General features: G+C 73.4%; 18 protein-coding genes and 1 tRNA gene. 14 read left to right on the top strand and 5 right to left on the bottom strand.

The genetic code is table 11. The annotated features are described in order from the left end of the window. The first annotated feature begins 33 nt into the window (after positions 1–33). Entirely contained in the window at positions 34–843 is an 810-nt protein-coding gene (gene ddaH, locus KSE_RS08725) for a dimethylargininase (RefSeq protein WP_014134919.1), read from the top strand. Between the two features lie 69 nt (positions 844–912). Here ddaH and katG read toward each other — a convergent pair whose 3' ends face one another. After that, complete coding sequence (katG, locus tag KSE_RS08720) at positions 913–3,138, bottom strand: catalase/peroxidase HPI (RefSeq protein ID WP_014134918.1); 2,226 nt, start codon at positions 3,136–3,138, stop codon at positions 913–915. Between the two features lie 204 nt (positions 3,139–3,342). On the opposite strand from katG, the gene KSE_RS08715 reads away from it, so the two are divergent. Beyond that, positions 3,343–3,753: a Fur family transcriptional regulator gene (locus KSE_RS08715; RefSeq protein ID WP_014134917.1), complete on the top strand. Its 411-nt coding sequence runs from the start codon at positions 3,343–3,345 to the stop codon at positions 3,751–3,753. A 78-nt stretch (positions 3,754–3,831) separates the two neighbouring features. Here KSE_RS08715 and KSE_RS44425 read toward each other — a convergent pair whose 3' ends face one another. Both KSE_RS44425 and KSE_RS45715 read right to left on the bottom strand, forming a co-directional pair. Then, on the bottom strand, positions 3,832–4,074 hold the full coding sequence (locus KSE_RS44425) for a response regulator transcription factor (RefSeq protein ID WP_255519060.1): 243 nt from the start codon (positions 4,072–4,074) through the stop codon (positions 3,832–3,834). Between the two features lie 131 nt (positions 4,075–4,205). After that, positions 4,206–4,952, bottom strand: coding sequence for a tetratricopeptide repeat protein (locus tag KSE_RS45715; protein WP_033258003.1), 747 nt, complete (start codon positions 4,950–4,952; stop codon positions 4,206–4,208). Between the two features lie 1,462 nt (positions 4,953–6,414). On the opposite strand from KSE_RS45715, the gene KSE_RS08700 reads away from it, so the two are divergent. Next, complete coding sequence (locus KSE_RS08700; RefSeq protein ID WP_014134914.1) at positions 6,415–7,374, top strand: MFS transporter; 960 nt, start codon at positions 6,415–6,417, stop codon at positions 7,372–7,374. A 1-nt stretch (position 7,375) separates the two neighbouring features. Here the strand turns inward: KSE_RS08700 and KSE_RS08695 are convergent. Beyond that, positions 7,376–7,463 (bottom strand) — tRNA-Leu (locus KSE_RS08695). A 464-nt stretch (positions 7,464–7,927) separates the two neighbouring features. Between KSE_RS08695 and KSE_RS08690 the strand changes: the two genes are divergently transcribed. Further along, a complete protein-coding gene (locus KSE_RS08690; RefSeq protein ID WP_014134913.1) occupies positions 7,928–8,470 on the top strand; it encodes an ATP-binding protein in 543 nt (180 codons plus the stop codon). A 311-nt stretch (positions 8,471–8,781) separates the two neighbouring features. Here KSE_RS08690 and idi read toward each other — a convergent pair whose 3' ends face one another. Next, positions 8,782–9,405 (bottom strand): isopentenyl-diphosphate Delta-isomerase, encoded by a 624-nt coding sequence (idi, locus tag KSE_RS08685; protein WP_033258001.1) that lies wholly within the window; start codon positions 9,403–9,405, stop codon positions 8,782–8,784. A gap of 541 nt (positions 9,406–9,946) precedes the next feature. Between idi and KSE_RS08680 the strand changes: the two genes are divergently transcribed. The 10 genes from KSE_RS08680 (at position 9,947) to KSE_RS08635 (ending at position 19,966) form a co-directional block, all read left to right on the top strand. Next, positions 9,947–10,702, top strand: coding sequence for a phosphocholine cytidylyltransferase family protein (locus tag KSE_RS08680; RefSeq protein WP_014134911.1), 756 nt, complete (start codon positions 9,947–9,949; stop codon positions 10,700–10,702). Continuing rightward, positions 10,690–11,751 carry an iron-containing alcohol dehydrogenase family protein gene (locus KSE_RS08675; protein ID WP_033258000.1) on the top strand — a complete coding sequence of 354 codons (1,062 nt, stop codon included), beginning with the start codon at positions 10,690–10,692 and terminating at the stop codon, positions 11,749–11,751. Before KSE_RS08680 ends, KSE_RS08675 begins: the two co-directional genes overlap by 13 nt. Further along, a complete protein-coding gene (locus KSE_RS08670) occupies positions 11,729–12,559 on the top strand; it encodes a CDP-alcohol phosphatidyltransferase family protein (RefSeq protein WP_014134909.1) in 831 nt (276 codons plus the stop codon). Before KSE_RS08675 ends, KSE_RS08670 begins: the two co-directional genes overlap by 23 nt. Positions 12,560–12,594: 35 nt before the next feature. Then, positions 12,595–13,440, top strand: coding sequence for a glycosyltransferase family 2 protein (locus KSE_RS08665; protein ID WP_033258021.1), 846 nt, complete (start codon positions 12,595–12,597; stop codon positions 13,438–13,440). A 118-nt stretch (positions 13,441–13,558) separates the two neighbouring features. Next, on the top strand, positions 13,559–14,500 hold the full coding sequence (locus tag KSE_RS08660; protein ID WP_014134907.1) for an ABC transporter permease: 942 nt from the start codon (positions 13,559–13,561) through the stop codon (positions 14,498–14,500). Continuing rightward, positions 14,493–15,302, top strand: coding sequence for an ABC transporter ATP-binding protein (locus KSE_RS08655; protein WP_014134906.1), 810 nt, complete (start codon positions 14,493–14,495; stop codon positions 15,300–15,302). The genes KSE_RS08660 and KSE_RS08655 overlap by 8 nt, the downstream gene beginning before the upstream one ends. 192 nt (positions 15,303–15,494) lie before the next feature. Beyond that, positions 15,495–16,415 carry a squalene synthase HpnC gene (gene hpnC / locus KSE_RS08650; RefSeq protein ID WP_231873145.1) on the top strand — a complete coding sequence of 307 codons (921 nt, stop codon included), beginning with the start codon at positions 15,495–15,497 and terminating at the stop codon, positions 16,413–16,415. Between the two features lie 41 nt (positions 16,416–16,456). Further along, on the top strand, positions 16,457–17,314 hold the full coding sequence (gene hpnD / locus KSE_RS08645; RefSeq protein ID WP_051055143.1) for a presqualene diphosphate synthase HpnD: 858 nt from the start codon (positions 16,457–16,459) through the stop codon (positions 17,312–17,314). A 94-nt stretch (positions 17,315–17,408) separates the two neighbouring features. Further along, a complete protein-coding gene (gene hpnE / locus KSE_RS08640) occupies positions 17,409–18,806 on the top strand; it encodes a hydroxysqualene dehydroxylase HpnE (RefSeq protein WP_033257998.1) in 1,398 nt (465 codons plus the stop codon). Next, the gene (locus KSE_RS08635) at positions 18,803–19,966 is read left to right on the top strand and encodes a polyprenyl synthetase family protein (protein WP_081539830.1); all 1,164 of its coding nucleotides are present in this window, start codon (positions 18,803–18,805) and stop codon (positions 19,964–19,966) included. The genes hpnE and KSE_RS08635 overlap by 4 nt, the downstream gene beginning before the upstream one ends. The last annotated feature ends 6 nt before the right edge of the window (positions 19,967–19,972 follow it).

Here is a 19,972-nt window from a genome sequence, read left to right as displayed (position 1 = left end):
GTCGCTCCGCCCTGCCCGGAAGGAGACACCACCGTGTCGCCGCGAACCGCCACCCCGCGCCACTACCTGATGTGCCGGCCCGCCCACTTCACCGTCGACTACTCGATCAACCCGTGGATGGACCCGGCCAAGCCCACCGACACCGGCACCGCCCTCGCCCAGTGGGACCAGCTCCACGCCCTGTTCCAACGCCTCGGCCACACCGTCGAGTTGATCGAACCGCTGCCCGGCCTGCCGGACATGGTGTTCGCCGCCAACGGCGCCACCACGGTGGACGGCCGGGTGCTCGGCGCCCGCTTCCGCCACCCCGAGCGCGCCGCCGAGGGCCCCGCGTACGCCGACTGGTTCCGCGAGCGCGGCTGGCGGGTGCGGGACGCCGAGCGGGTCAACGAGGGCGAGGGCGACCTGCTGGTGGCCGGCGAGCGGATCCTGGCCGGCACCGGCTTCCGCACCGAGACCGCCGCGCACGCCGAGGCGGCGGAGTTCCTCGGCCGCGAGGTGGTCACCCTGCGGCTGGTCGACCCGCGCTACTACCACCTGGACACCGCGCTCGCCGTGCTGAGCGACACCGAGATCATGTACCACCCGCCGGCCTTCGACGACGCCTCCCGCGCGGTGCTGGAGCGGCTCTACCCGGACGCGCTGCTCGCCGACGCCGACGACGCCCGGGTGTTCGGCCTGAACGCGGTCTCCGACGGCGCCAACGTCGTCCTCCCGGAGGCCGCCGTCCACCTCGCCGAGCGGCTGCGCGAACGCGGCTTCACCCCGATCGGCGTCGACCTGACCGAACTGCTCCGGGCCGGCGGCGCCGTCAAGTGCTGCACCCTGGAACTGCGCCGCTGACCCGGCGCGGACGCACGGGGGCCCGGACCGCACCAGCGGCCCGGGCCCCCTCGCGTCACGCCCTCACGCTCACGCCAGGTCGAAGCGGTCCAGCTCCATCACCTTGGTCCAGGCGGCGGCGAAGTCCCTGACGAACTTCTCCTTGGCGTCGTCCGAGGCGTACACCTCGGCCAGCGCGCGCAGCTCCGAGTTGGAGCCGAACACCAGGTCGGCCCGGGTGCCGGTCCACTTGACCGCGCCGGAGGCGTCCCGGCCCTCGTACACCGTGTTGTCGGAGGCGACCGGGGCCCAGCTGACGCCCAGGTCCAGCAGGTTGACGAAGAAGTCGTTGGACAGCGTGCCCGGACGCTCGGTGAACACGCCGTGCTGCGAGCCGCCGGTGTTCGCGCCCAGCACCCGCAGGCCGCCGACCAGCACGGTCAGCTCGGGGGCGGACAGGTTCAGCAGGTTCGCCCGGTCCACCAGCAGGTACTCGGCCGGGAGCCGGGTGCCCTTGCCCTGGTAGTTGCGGAACCCGTCGGCCTGCGGCTCCAGCGCGGCGAACGACTCGACGTCGGTCTTCTCCTGGGTGGCGTCCACCCGGCCCGGACGGAAGCCGACCTCGACCTCCACGCCGGCCTCCTGCGCCGCCCGCTCGACCGCGGCGGTGCCGCCCAGCACGATCAGGTCGGCCAGCGAGACCTGCTTGCCGCCCCGCGCGTTGAACTCGTCCCGGACGCCCTCCAGCACCCGCAGCGACTGCGCCAGCTGCTCCGGGTCGTTGACCTCCCAGCCGCGCTGCGGCTCCAGCCGGACCCGGGCGCCGTTCGCGCCGCCGCGCAGGTCGCTGCCGCGGAAGGACGCCGCCGAGGCCCACGCGGTGGACACCAGCTGGGCGGTGGTCAGGCCGGAGTCGAGCAGCTTCGCCTTGAGCGCCGCGACGTCCGCCGCGTCGACCGGCTCGCCCTCGGCGGCCGGCAGCGGGTCCTGCCAGATCAGCTCCTCGGACGGCACCTCGGGGCCGAGGTAGCGGACGACCGGGCCCATGTCGCGGTGGGTCAGCTTGAACCAGGCGCGGGCGAACGCGTCGGCGAACGCCGCCGGGTCGTTCAGGAAGCGGCGCGAGATCTGCTCGTACACCGGGTCGAAGCGCAGCGACAGGTCGGTGGTGAGCATCTGCGGGGCGTGCTTCTTCGCCGGGTCGAAGGCGTCCGGCACGGTGCCCTCGCCGGCGCCGTCCTTCGGCTTCCACTGGTGCGCGCCGGCCGGGGACTTGGTCAGCTCCCACTCGTGGCCGAACAGGATCTCGAAGAAGGAGTTGTCCCAGGCGGTCGGCGTGCTCGTCCAGGTGACCTCCAGGCCGGAGGTGATCGTGTCGGCGCCCTTGCCGGTGCCGTACGCGTTCTTCCAGCCCAGGCCCTGCGCCTCCAGCGGCGCGCCCTCGGGGTCGTCGCCGACGTTGTCCGCCGGGCCCGCGCCGTGCGCCTTGCCGAAGGTGTGGCCGCCGGCGATCAGCGCGACGGTCTCCTCGTCGTCCATCGCCATCCGGCGGAAGGTCTCGCGGATGTCGCGGGCCGCCGCGATCGGGTCCGGGTTGCCGTTGGGGCCCTCCGGGTTGACGTAGATCAGGCCCATCTGGACGGCGCCGAGCGGCTCCTCCAGGTTCCGGTCGCCGCTGTAGCGCTCGTCGCCCAGCCAGGTGGTCTCCGGGCCCCAGTACACGTCCTCGTCGGCCTCCCAGACGTCCGCCCGGCCGCCGCCGAAGCCGAAGGTCTGGAAGCCCATCGACTCCAGCGCCACGTTGCCCGACAGGATCAGCAGGTCGGCCCAGGACAGCGCCTGGCCGTACTTCTGCTTCACCGGCCACAGCAGGCGGCGGGCCTTGTCCAGGTTGGCGTTGTCCGGCCAGGAGTTGAGCGGGGCGAAGCGCTGCTGGCCGGCGCCCGCGCCGCCGCGGCCGTCCGAGATCCGGTAGGTGCCGGCGCTGTGCCAGGCCATCCGGATGATCAGCGGGCCGTAGTGCCCGAAGTCGGCCGGCCACCAGTCCTGCGAGGTGGTCAACACGGTCTCGATGTCGCGCTTGACGGCCGGGAGGTCGAGCGTGGCGAACGCCGCCGGGTAGTCGAAGTCCGCGCCCAGCGGGTTCGCCACGGCCGGGTTCTTCGCCAGGATCTTCAGGTTCAGCCGCTCCGGCCACCACTGCCGGTTGCCGCTGCCGCCCTGGGTCGGGTGGGTCGCCCGGCCGTGCGCGACCGGGCAGCCGCCCGCACCCTCGGTCTTGGGGTCGGTCACGATGGCGTCGTCGTTCTCAGGCATGGCTGGAGTCCCTCCGGGGTCGGGCGGAAGCGGGCGGATGGGGTGTTGCGACGTACCTCTTGGCTCTTCTTCGGAGCCGATCCTAAGATAGACCCAGTCTAAGTCAAGAAGAGGGTCAAACGGGTGATGATCCCGCTCGAATCGGGAGCGGCAGCGACGCCGCTGTACAGTTCGGGCGAATATTGAGCTGAATGGGTGAACAAGATGAGTGACCTGTTGGAACGACTGCGGGCCCGCGGCTGGCGACTCACCTCGCAGCGCCGGGTGGTCGCCGAGGTGCTCGACGGCGACCACGTCCACCTCACCGCGGACGAGGTCCACGCGCGCGCCGCCGACCGCCTCCCGGAGATCTCCCGCGCCACCGTCTACAACACCCTGGGCGAACTCGTCACCCTCGGCGAGGTCCTGGAGGTCGCCACCGACGGCCGCGCCAAGCGCTACGACCCCAACGCCCACCACCCGCACCAGCACCTGGTCTGCTCCGCCTGCGGCACCATCCGCGACGTCCACCCCGACCGCGACCCGCTCGCCGCCCTCCCCGCCGCCGAACGCTTCGGCTTCGCCGTCGCCACCGCCGAGGTCACCTACCGCGGCCTCTGCCCCGACTGCGCCTGACCCCGGCCGCGCGACCGTAAAAGACGTTCCGGCTTCGACCGCAGCCGGCGGCATGCCCGGTCCCACCGGCCGGAACGGCTACGCCCGGTCCACGGCGGAGCTCCCGACCCGGGGCCGGTCCGCGGCCACCGGGTCGCCCCCCAGCCGTTCGCGCGTGATCATCGCCGAGACCGCCGCCCGGTTGGCCACGCCCAGCTTCGCGAAGACGTTCGACAGGTGCGTCCCCACGGTCTTCTCGGAGATGTGCAGGCACTTGGCGATCCGGCGGTTGGTCAGCCCCTCGCCGAGCAGTGCGGCGATCCGCCGCTCCCGGCCGGTCAGCGCGGTGACCGGCCGCTCCGAGTCGCCCGGCCCGGTCCGGGGCGCTCCGGCGGCCAGCCGGCGGCGCTCCGAACGGGCGACCCGGGCCAGGGCCGGGGCGCCGAGCCCGGTCAGCGCGGACTCGGCCGACTTCAGCTCCCGCCCGGCCTCCTCGGGCCGGCCCTGCTGCCACAGCGCCGCCCCAGCACCACCCGGGCCCGCAGCGCGTCCAGCGACCGGCCGGCCGGCTCCAGGCCCTGCACGGCCTGCTGCGCGGTGGGCACCACGTCCTCCCGCCGACCGGCCGACAGCACCTGTGCGCGGGCGAGTTCGGCCAGCGCGTAGCGGCCGGGCCCGCCCAGCCGGGCCGCCGCCGCCTCGAACTGCCCCAGGGCCAGTGCGGCCCGGGTCAGCAGCTCGTACCAGGCGACCCGGCTGCCCGCGCCGGCCTGCGGCAGGTCGGGCCCGCCGGCCTCCGCGACCAGCGCCAGGCAGCCCTCGGCGTCGCCGTCGAGCAGCTTCGCCCCGGACAGCGCCCGCAGCGCCATCATCCGCTTCCACCCGCCCGCCGACCGGGGCGGCTCCACGACGGCCTTCCGGGCACTGGCCAGCGCCTCCGGCCGGCGGCCCCGCGCGATGTCCACGTACGCGAGGACGGCGTACGTGTGGACCAGCGCCTCCGGGCTGCCGGACAGCTCGGCCAGGTACACCGCGTGCTCCGCCGCGGAGCGGGCCTCGGCCAGCCGGGCCCGCTCGCACAGCACGTACGCCTGCCCGGCGAGCAGGTGCGGCAGGAACAGCCGCGAACCGGACCGGGCGGCGAACTCGGCGCCCTTGTGGAAGTGCCGCAGCGCGTCGTCCCAGCGTTCCAGCAGGACGCCGCTCCAGCCGATCCACACGGTGGCGTCCAGGCTCTGCGCCAGTGTTCGCCGTCCAGCATGCCGTCCGGCATCGCGGTGGCGCTCGCGTGGTGGTCCAGGGCCGGAGCGGGCCGCCCGCTCGCGCTGGCGGCCATCGCCGTCACCTCCAGCGCGGAGGCGTGCAGCGGCCGGTCGAGGAGCCGGGCGGCGACGCCCAGCACCTCTTCGGCGGCCCGGTAGGCGCCGTCCGGGTCGCCGCGGTGCGGCAGCCCGGTGGACACCTCGAACGTGAGCATCGCGCAGGCCGGGGTGACCTCCTCGCCGAGGGCCTCCGGCTCGCGGTGCAGGAGCGCGGCGGTCTCCTCCGGGCGGCCCAGCAGCCGCTGCACCTTGGCCAGCGAGGCGACCGCGACGGCGTGCTCGGCGCGGTCCTCGGCGGGGAGCAGCTCCAAGGTCCGGTGCATCAGGTGGCGGGAGTCCGGCAGCCGCCCGGACAGGGCCTGCGCCTCGGCCGGCCGCAGCATCAGCCGGCCCCGCCGCGGGTCGTGCGCGGCCCCCTGGGGCAGCGCGTGCAACGCCGTGCCGAGCCAGGAGCAGTCGGCGTTCGGGTCGTCCAGCGAGACGGCCCGCGCGGCGCTCTCCAACAGCCCGATCGCCTCCTGGTCGCCGTGGGCGGCGCACTGCTCGACGTGCGGGGCCCGCTCCGGCGCGGACGCCCCGCCGGCCCAGCTCGCCGCTGTGGTGGACCGCGCGGCGGACCACCGGGTGCCGGAAGGCGAAGTACCGGCCGGGCACGACCGGCCGGATCAGGTCGCGCCGGCTCAGCACGCCGATCGCCCCCAGCACCGTCGCCGGTGGCAGGCCGAGCAGTTCGGCGACCAGGCCCACCTCGGACTCGTCGCCCAGGACCGCGGCGGCCTCCGCCACGCCGCGGGTCTCCGGGGCCGGCGGGGCGAGCTCCTTGTCGAAGGCCGCGTAGCAGTCCGAGCGGGACGGCCGCGGGACGGGACCGCCGTTCAGCGGGGCCGTCGAGAGGCTCTGCTCCGCCGACAGCACCCGCAGGTACTCGGGGTTGCCGCCGCTCTCGCGGTGCAGCCGGCGGCGGGTGACCGCGGTGGCCGCTCCGGCCAGCAGCTCGTCGTAGTCCTGCTCCAGCAGCGGTTCCAGGTGGAGGTGCTCGACCGGCATCTCCACGGCCCGCCCGCCCAGGGCCCGCAGCAGCGCGCCGGTGTTCTGCCGGTCGCGGTACCCGAGCACGAACAGCGTCGACGGCCGGGGCGGGTGCCGTAACAGGTCCGCCAGGGTCTCGACGGACAGCGGGTCGGCCGTGTGCAGGTCGTCCACCACCAGGACCAGCGGCCCCGGCGGGTAGGAGTCCAGCGGCACCCCCGAACGCCTCTCGGCGGTACGGAAACCGAGCACCGCGGCCTCCGCGGTCCGAGCGGTCCGGGAGAACTCCGCCAGCACCGCGCTCCGCCCCACCCCGGCATCGCCGGTCACCTTGACCAGCGCCGTTCCCCCCGTCGGCGTCGGCCTGCTCACCCTGGGCGTCACCGAGGGCGCGACCTGGGGCTGGCTGACCGCCAAGACGCTGCTGGTGCCGGCCGCCGGCCTGGTCGGCCTCGCCCTGGCGCTGTTCCGCTCCACCACCCACCCGGTGCCGGCCATCGAGACCCGGCTGTTCCGCAACCGGGGCTTCGCGGCCACCAACGTGGTCTCGCTGCTCTACGGCATGGCCCAGTACCGGTGGCTGCTGGTCGGCGTCCTCTACATCACCGACCTGTGGCACTACTCCGAGACGGAGGCCGGCCTGGCGATGATCCCCGGCGCCGTCTTCGCCTCCGTCGCGGCCCTCGCCATGGGCAAGATCGCCCCGAGGATCGGCGGTCCGCGTGGCGTCACCCTGCTCGGCCTGGTGGCGATCCTGGCCTGCGGCTTCCTGATGGTCTTCGGCCTCACCAGCCACGCGGCCTTCCTCGCGCTCTGGCTGCCGGCCGGCTCCATCGTCGGCATCGGCATGGGCGCCACCACCATGGGCACCTCCAGCGCCGCCGCGTTCTCCGCCCCGCCGACCAAGTTCGCGGTCGGCAGCGGCGTCAACACCACCTCCCGGCAGTTCGGCGGCGCCCTCGGCATCGCTGCCCTCGCCGTCATCATGCAGAACAGCGGCACCGCTGACGGCGGCCACACCCTGGATTCCTACCGAAACGTCTACATCTTCTGCACCGTCGCGGTCGCCCTGGCCCTGGCAGTCGGCTTCATCCGGCTGAAACCGACCCCTCCGGCCGCCCCGGCCGCGGCGCCCCGCCGGGCCTTTCGCACCGAGGACGGCCCCCACTCCGGTGAACCACCGGCTGGGGCCCGAGCCGGAACGATCATTCCGGTGGGTCACGCGGTTGGTCACGCAACCCCGGCACCGAGCACGAAAAACAGAAAAACCCCAGATCAACTGGGGTCTTAGCTGGTGTCCGAGGGGGGACTTGAACCCCCACGCCCGATAAAGGGCACTAGCACCTCAAGCTAGCGCGTCTGCCATTCCGCCACCCGGACCGGGTGTTCACCTCAGGGCTTCCTTTCGGCTGCCCCCTGGCGACAGAGAGAACACTACCAGGCCCGGGGAGTGCTTCTCACCTGCGTTTTCGGCGGCCGGACCGCCGACCGCCGAAGAACCGGGCATAGCCGGACAACCTGCCCGTCCGGACGGCCCCGGGGTGGTGATTCCGCTGGTGGCGAGGGGTCGGCGGGGGGTGGGCGGGATTTCGGACGGGCGTTCTGGCGGCAACAGTGGGCCCACGGCGCTACGCGACCGGCCAGGACGGTTCACGACACGCACCGAATCGGTCGGGAACCTTCACGACACGCGTAGTTCCAGTCCCGGTGCGGGTCATCGGCGGGTGCTCTCCTAGCCTCTGTGCACCAGGGAGCCTTGAGCGGAACGCCCGATTCCCGACAGCCGCCGCCGGCCGGAACCCGGCGCGGGAGCCTCCCGTTCACCGCGTGAAGGGCGGCGTGCAGTGGAACAGCAGACGGACAAGGCGGACCCCGACGCCGCGAGCTGGTGGCCCCCCGGCCGCGAACCCGCCCCGGGCCCGGAGGCCGGCCTGTGGCGCTTCGCGGCGGTCTCCCAGGAGGCGTCGGTGCCGCGCACCAGGCACGCCGTGCGGGACCGGCTGCTGGCCCAGGGGATGGCGGGGGAGCGCTACCAGGAACTGGTCGACGACCTGTTGCTGATCGTCTCCGAGCTGGTCTCCAACGCCGTCACGCACGCGGCGGTGCTCTCCCCGGAGGTGGTCTGCGAACTCGCCATCACCTCCGACCGGGTCCGCGTCTCGGTCGTCGACGGCCACCCCTACCGCCCCAAGGCCCAGCAGAACGACCCCGCCCGCCCCGGCGGCCGCGGCCTGCTGCTCGTCAAGAGCATCACCCTGCAGGCCGGCGGCGAGTGCGACGTCGAGCGCACCGAGGAGGGCGGCAAGGTGATCTGGGCCAGCCTTCCGCTCCCCACCCGGGCCACCGCCGGCCCGGGGGCCGATCCCGACGACGACCCCGACTGCTGAGGCCGGCCGCCGGGGCTGGGGCTGGGGCTGGGCCCACGACGGAGGCCGACCGGACCGGCTGGCCCGTGTCGCGACACGGATGTCACGTCATCGATGTCGCGTCACCCGTGTCGGGTCATCCATGTCAGGTCATCCGTGTCGCGACATCATGTGTCGCATCATCGATGACGCGACATCCATGCCAGCTCATCGATGCCGCGACACAGATGCCGCGACACAGATGTCATGGCACCCATGTCACGACACCCATGTCGCGACACCCGATGTCACCACATCGACCCGCCGGGCCCGTCGACCTCATCGGCCACACGTCACCAGTCGCGCCCGGCGATCTCCCGGATCCCCGGCAGCGCCGCCTCGAAGACGGTCTCGAACCACACCGAGAACGGCTTCTCGGCCCGCAGCTCGCGCAGTTCCGCCGCCGTCACGAAGCGGGTGTCCTCGACCTCCTCCGGGTCGGGGTCCGGCTCGGCGGTGATCAGGCCGACGAACAGGTGGTTCCACTCCCGCTCGATCAGGCCGGACGCCTCGTCCGGCAGGTCGTAGCGGACGGTGCCGGCCTCGCAGAGCAGGGCGGGGGCGACGCCCAGCTCCTCCGCGGTGCGGCGGGCGGCGGCGGTGAAGGGCTGCTCGCCGGGGTAGGGGTGGCCGCAGCAGGTGTTCGACCAGACGCCGGGGGAGTGGTACTTGCCGAGGGCCCGGCGCTGCAGCAGCATCCGGCCCTGGCGGTCGAAGAGGAAGACCGAGAACGCCCGGTGCAGCCGTCCCGGCTGCTGGTGGGCCCAGTGCTTCTCGCCGGTCCCGATGGTCACGCCGTCGTCGTCGACCAGTTCCAGCAGGATCTCGCCGGGTGCGGGCGCGCTCCCGGCGGTGGAGGCGGAGGCCAGCTCGGGCGAGAGGGCTTCGGTCGGGCTGACAGCAGGGCTCATGGGCACAATGCCCCTTTCGGCACGCGGACCAGGTGCCGCCTCACCCGGTCGTGGTCTCCGGGCCGCCGGCCCCGGTCCTTGGGGTGGCTGTGCGCGCGTCGGCCCGGACCGGCCGGTCCGCCGACGGCGTCGGGGCCCAAGTCTGCCGTATGGCCCACCCGCCGTGGGCCCGCGACGCACAGCCCGGGGGTCGGGGAGGACGCCATCGGCAGGAACGTTCGATTGGCGGTCGAGCTTGATCATCAAATGTTCATCACCCCGCAGCAAATGATCACAAGAACGATCAAGGGGGCGATCACCGGAACGACCGCCCGGCCACCGCCCCGCGCGACCCCGCCCCGCCCGCCGACACGACCGCCGCGACGACCGCGAACCGCTCGGGGCCGCGTTCTGGCAGGTCGCCGGGGTCGCCTACCATCAGTGGCACCGGGCGGCCCGCAGCGGCCGCCCACTCGGCGCGCCGCAGCCGCGGCCGCACCAGGCCGTGCTGCGGTACGACCGACCCGGGTCGGCGCCGCGCGGCACCCGAGAGACCCTGGAGTCCCGAATGATCGGCCTCGTCCTGGCCGCCGGCGCCGGCCGCCGGCTCCGTCCGTACACCGACACCCTGCCCAAGGCGCTGGTGCCGGTCGACGGGGAGCGGACGGTGCTCGACCTGACCCTCGGGAACTTCGCCGAGGTCGGCCTGCGGGAGGCCGCGATCGTGGTCGGCTACCGCAAGGAGGCCGTGTACGAGCGCCGGGAGGCGCTGGAGCGGCAGTACGGCGTGAAGCTCACCCTGGTCGAGAACGACAAGGCCGAGGAGTGGAACAACGCCTACTCGCTGTGGTGCGCCCGCGAGCTGTTCGCCGAGGGCCTGCTGCTCGCCAACGGCGACACCGTGCACCCGGCCTCGGTGCAGCGCACCATGCTGGACGGCAACGACCGCCGGATCAAGGAGGGCCGCGCCCCCGGCATCCTGCTGGCGCTGGACACCGTGAAGAAGCTCGCCGACGAGGAGATGAAGGTCGTCGTCGACCCCGAGCTGGGCGTCCGCCGGATCACCAAGCTGATGGACCCGGCGGAGGCCACCGGCGAGTACATCGGCGTCACCGTGATCAACCCGTCCGCCGCCGACGCCCTCACCGACGCGCTGAAGGCCGTGTACGAGCGGGACCCGCAGCTGTACTACGAGGACGGCTATCAGGAGATGGTCGACCGCGGTCTGACCATCGACGTGCAGCCGATCGGCGAGGTCTCCTGGGTCGAGGTCGACAACCACGAGGACCTCGCCAAGGCCCGGGGGATCGCGTGCCAGTACTGACCCGCCTGGTGCCCTCGCCGGTCTTCGTGGAGATCCGCGCGGGCGCCCTGGACTCGCTGGGCGGCATCCTCGCCGACCGGCGGCTGTCGGCCGGCGGCCGGATCGCGGTGGCGATCAGCGGCGGCTCCGGCGCGCTGCTGCGCGAGCGCCTGGAGCCCGCGCTGCCCCGCGCGGACTGGTACCGGGTGGCCGACGGCACCCTGGACGGCGCGGTCCGGCTGGCGGACGAGATGCGGCGCGGCCACTACGACGCCCTGGTGGCGCTCGGCGGCGGCAAGATCATCGACGCGGCGAAGTACGCCGCGGCGCGGGTCGGCCTGCCGGTGGTCGCGGTGGCCACCAACCTCGCGCACGACGGCCTGTGCTCCCCGGTCTCGATCCTCGACAACGACGCCGGCCGCGGCTCGTACGGGGTGCCCAGCCCGATCGGCATCATCGTCGACCTGGACGTGATCGCGAAGGCCCCGAAGCGGTTCGTGGCCTCCGGGATCGGCGACGCGATCTCCAACATCTCGGCCTGCGCGGACTGGGAGCTCTCGCACGCGGTGACCGGCGAGCCGGTCGACGGCCTGGCCGTCGCGATGGCCCGCTCGGCGGGCGAGAACATGCTCCGGCACCCGGGCACCCTGGATGACCCGGACCTCCTGACCACGCTGACGGAAGCCCTGGTACTCTCCGGCATCGCGATGAACATCGCGGGCAGCACCCGGCCCAGCTCGGGCGCCTGCCACGAGATCTCGCACGCCCTGGTCGAGCTGCACCCCAAGCGGCCCGGCCAGCACGGTGAGCAGGTCGGCCTCGGCGCCGCCTTCGCCTGCCACCTGCGGGGCGAGCGGGAACTGTCCGGGCTGATCGTGGAGCGCCTGCGCTTCCACGGGCTGCCGGTGACCGCCGATCAGCTCGGCTTCACCGACGCGGAGTTCACCGAAGCGGTGCACTACGCTCCGAACACCAGACCGGGGCGCTTCACCATCCTCGAACACCTCGACCTCTCCGCCACAGACATCAGGGACGCGTACGCCGACTATGTCCAAGCCCTCAACAGCTGAACGCCCGCCGGTCGACCTCACCCGGCGCCCGTCGATCGAGGAACTGCGGGCGGTGATCCACCCGGAGGGCATGCTCCAGCGCCGCAGCGCCGAGCACTGGGCCGGCCGCCTCTACATGCGGCGGATCTCGCTGCGGATCACCCGGGTGCTGTCGACCGTCACGGTGATCACGCCCAACGGCCTGACCTACCTGATGATGCTCACCGGCGTGCTGGCCGGCGTCGCCCTGGTGGTGCCCGGCCTGACCGGCGCGGTGCTCGGCGCCCTGCTGATCCAGGTCTACCTGCTGCTGGACTGCGTGGACGGCGAGGTGGCCCGCTGGCGCCGGCAGACCTCGCTGACCGGCGTCTACCTGGACCGGGTCGGCCACTACGTGTCCGAGGCCGCGCTGCTGACCGGCCTGGGCCTGCGGGCCGCCGACCTGTTCCACCGGGAGGGCACGCACGCCGCCTGGCAGTGGGCCTTCCTGGGCACGCTGGCCGCGCTCGGCGCGATCCTGATCAAGTCCGAGACCGACCTGGTCGACGTCGCCCGGGCCCGCTCCGGCCTGACCGCCGTCGAGGACAGCGCCTCGGTGCCGCGCTCGACCGCGGTGGCCAAGGCCCGCCGGGCCGCCTCGCTGCTGAAGTTCCACCGGCTGGTCGGCGCGGTGGAGGCGTCGCTGTTCATCCTGGCCGCCGGCATCGCCGACGCGGTCCGCGGCGACCTGTTCTTCACCCGGCTCGCGGTCGTGGTGCTGGCCGCCATCGCGGTGCTGCAGACCGTCCTGCACCTGCTGTCCATCGTGCTGTCCAGCAGGCTGCGGTGAGCGACGGCTTCCGGCTCGGCGCGGTCATCATCACGATGGGCAACCGCCCGGCCGAACTGAACGCGCTGATCGAGTCGGTCCGGGCCCAGCAGGGCCCGCCGGTCGAGCTCGCGGTGGTCGGCAACGGCGCCCCGCTGCCGGCCCTGCCGGAGGGCGTGCGCAGCGTCGAGCTGCCGGAGAACCTGGGCATCCCGGGCGGCCGCAACGTCGGCATCGAGCTGTTCGGCCCGGACGGCCGGGACGTCGACGCGGTGCTGTTCCTGGACGACGACGGCCTGCTGCCGCGGACCGACTCGGCCGAGCTGCTGCGCGCGGCGTTCACCGCCGACCCGGAGCTGGGCATCGTCTCGTTCCGGATCGCCGACCCGGAGACCGGCACCACCCAGCGGCGGCACGTGCCCCGGCTGCGCGCCAGCGACCCGCTGCACGGCTCCCGGGTCACCACCTTCCTGGGCGGTGCCAGCGCGGTGCGCAGCGCGGTGTTCCCGCGGGCGGGGCAGCTGCCCGCGGAGTTCTTCTACGCGCACGAGGAGACCGACCTGGCCTGGCGCGCGCTGGACGCCGGCTGGTCGATCGACTACCGCCCGGACGTGGTGCTGCACCACCCGGCGACCTCGCCCGCCCGGCACGCCGCGTACTTCCACAACGTGGCCCGCAACCGGGTCTGGCTGGCCAGGCGGAACCTTCCGGTCCCGTTGGTGCCTCTCTATCTGGGAACCTGGTTCCTGCTGACCGTGCTCAGGCGCCCCTCCGGGGCCGCGCTGAAGGCGTGGCTCGGCGGGTTCCGGGCCGGCTGGAGCGAGCCCTGCGGTCCGCGTCGGCCGATGAAGTGGTCCACCGTCTGGCGCTTGACCAGGCTCGGCAGACCGCCAATCATCTGATCGCAACCGGTCGGCTCGCCCCCGAGCCGGCCGCGAGCAGACCAGAGCTCCCGTGGTACGCCCCGGTCCCCTGTCCCGTCCCCCCGGGCAGGGGATTCCGACCCCCTGAAGGACGAATGTGTCGACACTGAGTGACCCGGTCAACCTCTCCGCACCAAGGGGTTCCGACGCGGGCCTGACCCCGAAGCAGCTCGCGGACAAGTACGGGTTGTCCGTCAGCGGCAAGCGGCCGAGTCTGCCGCAGTACATCCGCCAGCTCTGGGCGCGGCGCAGCTTCATCACCGCCTTCGCGACCGCCCGCCTGGTCGCGCAGTACACCACGGCGAAGCTCGGCCAGCTCTGGCAGGTGCTCACCCCGCTGCTGAACTGCGCGGTGTTCTACCTGGTCTTCGGTGTGATCATGAAGAGCCGGGACTCGGTCCCGGTCTACATCGCCTGGCTGTGCGTCGGCGTCTTCGTCTTCCAGTTCTCGCAGAGCGCGATCCAGGCCGGCACCCGGTCGATCTCCGACAACCTCGGCCTGATCCGGGCGCTGCACTTCCCGCGCGCCTGCCTGCCGATCGCCTTCACCGTGATCCAGCTCCAGCAGCTGCTGATCTCGATGGTGGTGCTGGTCGCCATCGTGCTGGTCAACAACGTCACGCCGACGATGACCTGGCTGCTGATCATCCCGACGCTGCTGCTGCAGTCGATGTTCAACACCGGCCTGGCCATGGTGATGGCCCGGGTCGGCGCCAAGACCTCGGACATCTCGCAGCTGATGCCGTTCCTGCTGCGCACCTGGATGTACGTCTCCGGCGTGATGTACAGCGTCTCCGGCTACATCAAGACCTGGCCGGAGGTCTGGCAGACGGTCTACTCGTGGAACCCGGCGACGGTCTACATGGACCTGATGCGCTACGCGTTCATGCCGGAGAGCTTCGACAAGAAGATCTACGGGGACAAGGCGCTGATCCTGCCGCACCACATCTGGATCATGGCCGGTACCTGGGCGGTCGTCGCCTTCGTGATCGGCTTCGTGTTCTTCTGGAAGTCCGAGGAGGAGTACGGCCGTGGCTGACGCAGCTCTCGACACCGTCAAGGAGGCCACCGCGGTGGACAAGGCCCAGGTCCCCACCGTGGTGGTGGACGACGTGCACATCATCTACAAGGTGCACGGCGCCGGCTCCGGCAAGGGCAGCGCCACCTCGGCGCTGAGCCGGATCATCACCCGGAAGAAGGCGCCCGCGATCCGCGAGGTGCACGCGGTGCGCGGCATCAGCTTCACCGCGTACAAGGGCGAGGCGGTCGGCCTGATCGGCTCGAACGGCTCCGGCAAGTCGACGATGCTGGCGGCCATCGCGGGCCTGCTGCCGACCGCGAGGGGCGGCATCTACACCCAGGGCCAGCCCTCGCTGCTGGGCGTCAACGCGGCGCTGATGAACGACCTGACCGGCGAGCGCAACGTGGTGCTGGGCTGCCTGGCGATGGGCATGTCCCCGGCCCAGGTGCGCGAGCGCTACCAGAGCATCGTCGACTTCTCGGGCATCAACGAGAAGGGCGACTTCATCTCGCTGCCGATGCGCACCTACTCCTCCGGCATGGGCGCCCGCCTGCGGTTCTCCATCGCGGCGGCGAAGACCCACGACGTGCTGCTGATCGACGAGGCGCTCGCCACCGGCGACCAGGGCTTCCAGAAGCGCTCCAAGGCCCGGATCAACGAGCTGCGCAAGGAGGCCGGCACGGTCTTCCTGGTCAGCCACGACAACAACGCGATCCGCGAGACCTGCGAGCGGACGATCTGGATCGAGCACGGCGAGCTGATCATGGACGGGCACACCGACGAGGTGGTCCGCCGCTACGAGAAGGGCGACCGCCCCTGAGCGGGAGCGGGTCGCGGGTCGCAGGGCCGGTGCCCGGGGAGCGGATCCCCGGGCACCGGCCCTGCGCCGTGCGGCGGGTGAAGGCGCGGCGACGGAAGCGTGTCCGTGGCGCGGTGGTGGTACGGCCCGGTGTAGAACGGGGGAGTGACGGCAGTGTCGGATTCAATTAAGTCAGATAACCAGACAGCGGCGGTGACGCTGGACAAGGCCGACCTGGAGAACTTCCCGGTCGCCCCCGGCTTCCTCCCCGCGGCCTGGCGCGGCGACCTGATGGCGGTCTACGGCTTCGCCCGCCTGGTCGACGACGCCGGCGACGGCGACCTCGCCGACCCGGCCGCCGTCGCCCGGCTGCTGGACGTCCCCGGCGACGCGGCCGACGACGGCTTCCGGCTCGCCCTGCTGGACGGCCTGGAGCGCGACCTCGACCGCGCCTTCGCCACCGCCCTCGGCGACGACCCGGCCCCGCACGGCACCGTCCTGGGCGCCGACCCCGGCGAGCCCCGGCACCCGCTGCTGCGCGGCCTCGTCCCGCTGATCGAGCGGCACGCCGTCACCCCCGAGCCGTTCCGCCGCCTGATCCAGGCCAACCGGGTGGACCAGACCACCTCCCGCTACGCCACCTACGCCGACCTGCGCCACTACTGCACCCTCTCCGCCGACCCGGTCGGCCGGCTGGTGCTCGCGCTGGCCGGCCGGGCCACCCCGGAGCGGATCGAGCTGTCCGACGCGATCTGCACCGCGCTGCAGATCGTCGAGCACCTCCAGGACGTCGCCGAGGACCTCGCCCGCGGCCGGATCTACCTCCCGCAGGAGGACCTCGCCGCCTTCGGCGTCACCGAGCGCGACCTCGCCGCCGACACCGCCACCCGCGGCGTCCGCCAGCTGGTCGCCTGGGAGGCGAGCCGGGCCCGGACCCTGCTCGACCGCGGCGCACCGCTGGTGGGTACGGTTCACGGAAGGCTCCGACTGCTGCTGGCGGGATTCACCGCCGGCGGGTACGCGGCCCTGGACGCCATCGAGGCGGTCAGGTTCGACGTGCTCGCGCACCGGGCGAAGCCCGACAAGCGCCGCCTGGCCGGCCGGGCGGCGGCACTCTTCGTGAAGGGAAGGTGAGCGCCCGCGTGGGGGCATCACCACTGGCGTCCGCGCCGGTCATGGCGGCCTACCGGTACTGCGAGGCGGTCACCGCCCTCCAGGCCCGCAACTTCAGCTACGGCATCCGGCTGCTGCCCGAGGCCAAGCGGCTGGCGATGTCGGCGCTCTACGCGCTGGCCCGCCGGGTCGACGACATCGGCGACGGCGAGCTGCCCGCCGAGCAGAAGGCCGAGGCGCTGGCCCGCACCCGCGTCCTGCTGGACGAGGTCCGGGCCGGCGAGGTCGGCGAGGAGGACACCGACCCGATCAAGGTCGCGCTGGCCGACGCCGCCCGCCGCTTCCCGATCCCGCTCGGCGGCTTCGACGAACTGGTCGACGGCGTCGAGATGGACCTCAAGGGCGTCGAGTACACCAACTACGACGAGCTCAAGGTCTACTGCCGCTGTGTGGCCGGCTCGGTCGGCCGGCTCTCGCTCGGCGTCTACGGCTGCGAGGACTGGGAGCGCGGCGCCGAGTACGCCGACACCCTGGGCCTGGCCCTGCAGCTCACCAACATCCTGCGCGACCTGCGCGAGGACGCCCTGAACGGCCGCACCTACCTCCCCACCGAGGACCTGGTCAGGTTCGGCTGCCAGCAGGGCTTCGCCCTCCCCGCCCTCCCGGTCGGCGCCGACTTCACCGGCCTGGTCGCCTTCGAGGCCGAACGCGCCCAGGCCGCCTTCGAGGAGGGCCTGCGGCTGCTCCCGATGCTCGACCGCCGCAGCCGCGCCGCCACCGCCGCGATGGCCGGCATCTACCACCGCCTGCTCGGCCGGATCGCCGCCGACCCGCACGCGGTGCTCCGCGGCCGGGTCTCGCTGCCCGGCTGGGAGAAGGCGTACGTGGCACTGTCCGGGCTCGCCGGAGGGCGTTCTTGATTCTCGCGCCAGTTATGTCACGCTGTGTCAACGGGGAATCACGACGCACGCGCACGTTGTTGTGCCCAGAGTCCACCGCCGAACAGGAGGGCCGATGAGCACGCCGACAGCGCGGCGCGAACGCACGGCCGTGGTGGTCGGCGGCGGCCTGGCCGGCATCACCGCCGCCCTGCGGCTGGCCGACGCCGGAGTCCGCACCACCCTGCTGGAGGCCCGGCCCCGGCTCGGCGGCCTGGCCTTCTCCTTCAAGCGCGGCGACCTGACCGTCGACAACGGCCAGCACGTCTACCTGCGCTGCTGCACCGCCTACCGGGGCCTGGTCGACCGGCTCGGCGCCGACGGCCTGGTCGACCTCCAGCCCCGGCTGGACGTACCGGTCCTCGCCCTCGCGCCGGACGGCACCCGCAGCCTCGGCCGGCTCCGCCGCGCCGAGCTGCCCGTCCCGCTGCACCTGGCCGGCAGCCTCGCCACCTACCGCCACCTCGGCCCCGCCGACCGGCTGCGGGTGGTGCGCGGCGCGCTCGCCCTGAAGAAGCTCGACCCCGCCGACCCGGCGCTGGACGACCTCTCCTTCGGCGAGTGGCTGCGCCGGCACGGCCAGACCCCCGCCACCGTCGAGGCCGTCTGGGACCTCGTCGGCGTCGCCACCCTGAACGCCACCGCCGACCGCACCTCGCTGGCGCTGGCCGCCAAGGTCTTCAAGACCGGCCTGCTCTCCGACCCCGGCGCCGCCGACATCGGCACCGCCGCCGTCCCGCTCGGCGAGATCCACCACGACCGGGCGCTGGCCGAGCTGGAGCGGGCCGGCGTCCGGGTGCTGCTGCGCACCCGGGCCGCCGAACTGAAGGCCGCCGAGCAGAACACCGTCCGGCTGGAGGGCGGCGAACTGCTCACCGCCGACACCGTCGTGCTGGCCGGCGCCCAGGACACCGCGGCCGCGCTGCTGCCCGACGGCGCCGTCCCCGACCAGCACCGGCTGGCCGGCTTCGGCACCGCCCCGATCCTCAACGTGCACGCCGTCTACGACCGGCGGCTGATCCGCCGCCCGTTCTTCGCCGCGCTCGGCTCCCCGGTCCAGTTCGTCTTCGACCGCACCCGGCACTCCGGGCTGGACGTCCCCGGCGCCCAGTACCTGGCGGTCTCGCAGTCCGCCGCCGAGGACGAGATCGACCTGCCGGTCGCCGAGCTGCGCGCCCGCTACCTGCCGGAGCTGGAACGCCTGCTGCCCGCCGCCCGCGGCGCCCGGGTGCTCGACTTCTTCGTCACCCGCGAGCGCACCGCCACGTTCGACCCGGCGCCCGGCACCGCCCGACTGCGCCCCGGCGCGCGCACCGACGTCCCCGGCGTGCTGCTCGCCGGGTCCTGGACGGCCACCGGATGGCCAGCGACCATGGAAGGCGCGGTGCGCAGCGGCCACACGGCCGCCGACGCCGCGCTGGCCGGCCACGGCCGGCTCCCGGTCGACCGGGGGGACGGACGGTGGCCCCGATGACGCCGCCCGCCCACCCGCCGACCACCGACACCACACCCCGCCGACCGCGCACCGCGGCCGGGCGGACGCACCGAGAGGGAACCCACGTGGAGGCACGCACCGGCTCGACGGTCGAGGACACCCCGACCGTCCTCGACCTGCTGGCGCGCGGACGCACGCTCTGCACGCCGCCGATGCGCGCGGCCGTCGCCCGTTTGGCCGCACCGATGGACTCCGTCGCCGCCTACCACTTCGGCTGGATCGACCGGGACGGCAACCCCGCCGCCGGCGACGGCGGCAAGGCCGTGCGCCCGGCGCTGGCCCTGCTCTCCGCCGAGGCGGTGGGCGCGAACGCGCAGGTGGGCGTACCCGGCGGCGTGTCGGTCGAGCTGGTGCACAACTTCTCCCTCCTCCATGATGACCTGATGGACGGTGACGAGACGCGCAGGCACCGGGCCACCGCCTGGACGGTGTTCGGCCCGGCGCAGGCCGTGCTGGCCGGCGACGCGCTGGCCACCCTCGGCACCGAGGTCCTGCTGGACGCCGCGGTGACCGGCGGGGCCGACCCGGTCGACGCGGCCCGCGCCGTCCGGCTGATCACCACCGCCACCCGGCGGCTGATCGACGGGCAGGCGCTCGACGTCTCCTTCGAACAGCGCGACGCGGTGACGGTCGAGGAGTGCCTGGCCATGGAGGGCGGCAAGACCGGCGCCCTGCTGGCCGCCTCGGCGGCGATCGGCGCGGTGCTGGCCGGCGCCGACGACCGGGTGTCCGACGCGCTCCAGCGGTACGGCTACCACCTCGGGCTCGCGTTCCAGGCGGTGGACGACCTGCTGGGCATCTGGGGCGCCACCGAAGTGACCGGCAAGCCGCACTGGAGCGACCTCCAGTCGCGGAAGAAGTCGCTGCCGGTGTGCGCCGCGCTGGCCGAGGGGGGCACCGCCTCCCGCGAGCTGGCCGCACAGCTGGCCGACCCGACCGGTCGCGGCGAGGAGGACGAGCACGTGCTCGCCGCCCGCGCCGCGCTGATCGAGCGGGCCGGCGGCCGGGCCTGGACCCAGGAAGAGGCCCGCCGCCAGTACGACACCGCCCTCGCCGCCCTCGGCGAGGTGCCGATGGCCGACGAGGTGCGCGAGCACTTCGTCGCACTCGCCGAATTCGTGGTGGTCAGAGAGAGGTGACGTAAG

The organism is Kitasatospora setae KM-6054 (assembly GCF_000269985.1).
GTDB classification, from domain to species: Bacteria; Actinomycetota; Actinomycetes; order Streptomycetales; family Streptomycetaceae; genus Kitasatospora; species Kitasatospora setae.
Note: the sequence above shows the minus strand (reverse complement) of the source record. Positions and strands in the feature narration are given on the sequence as shown.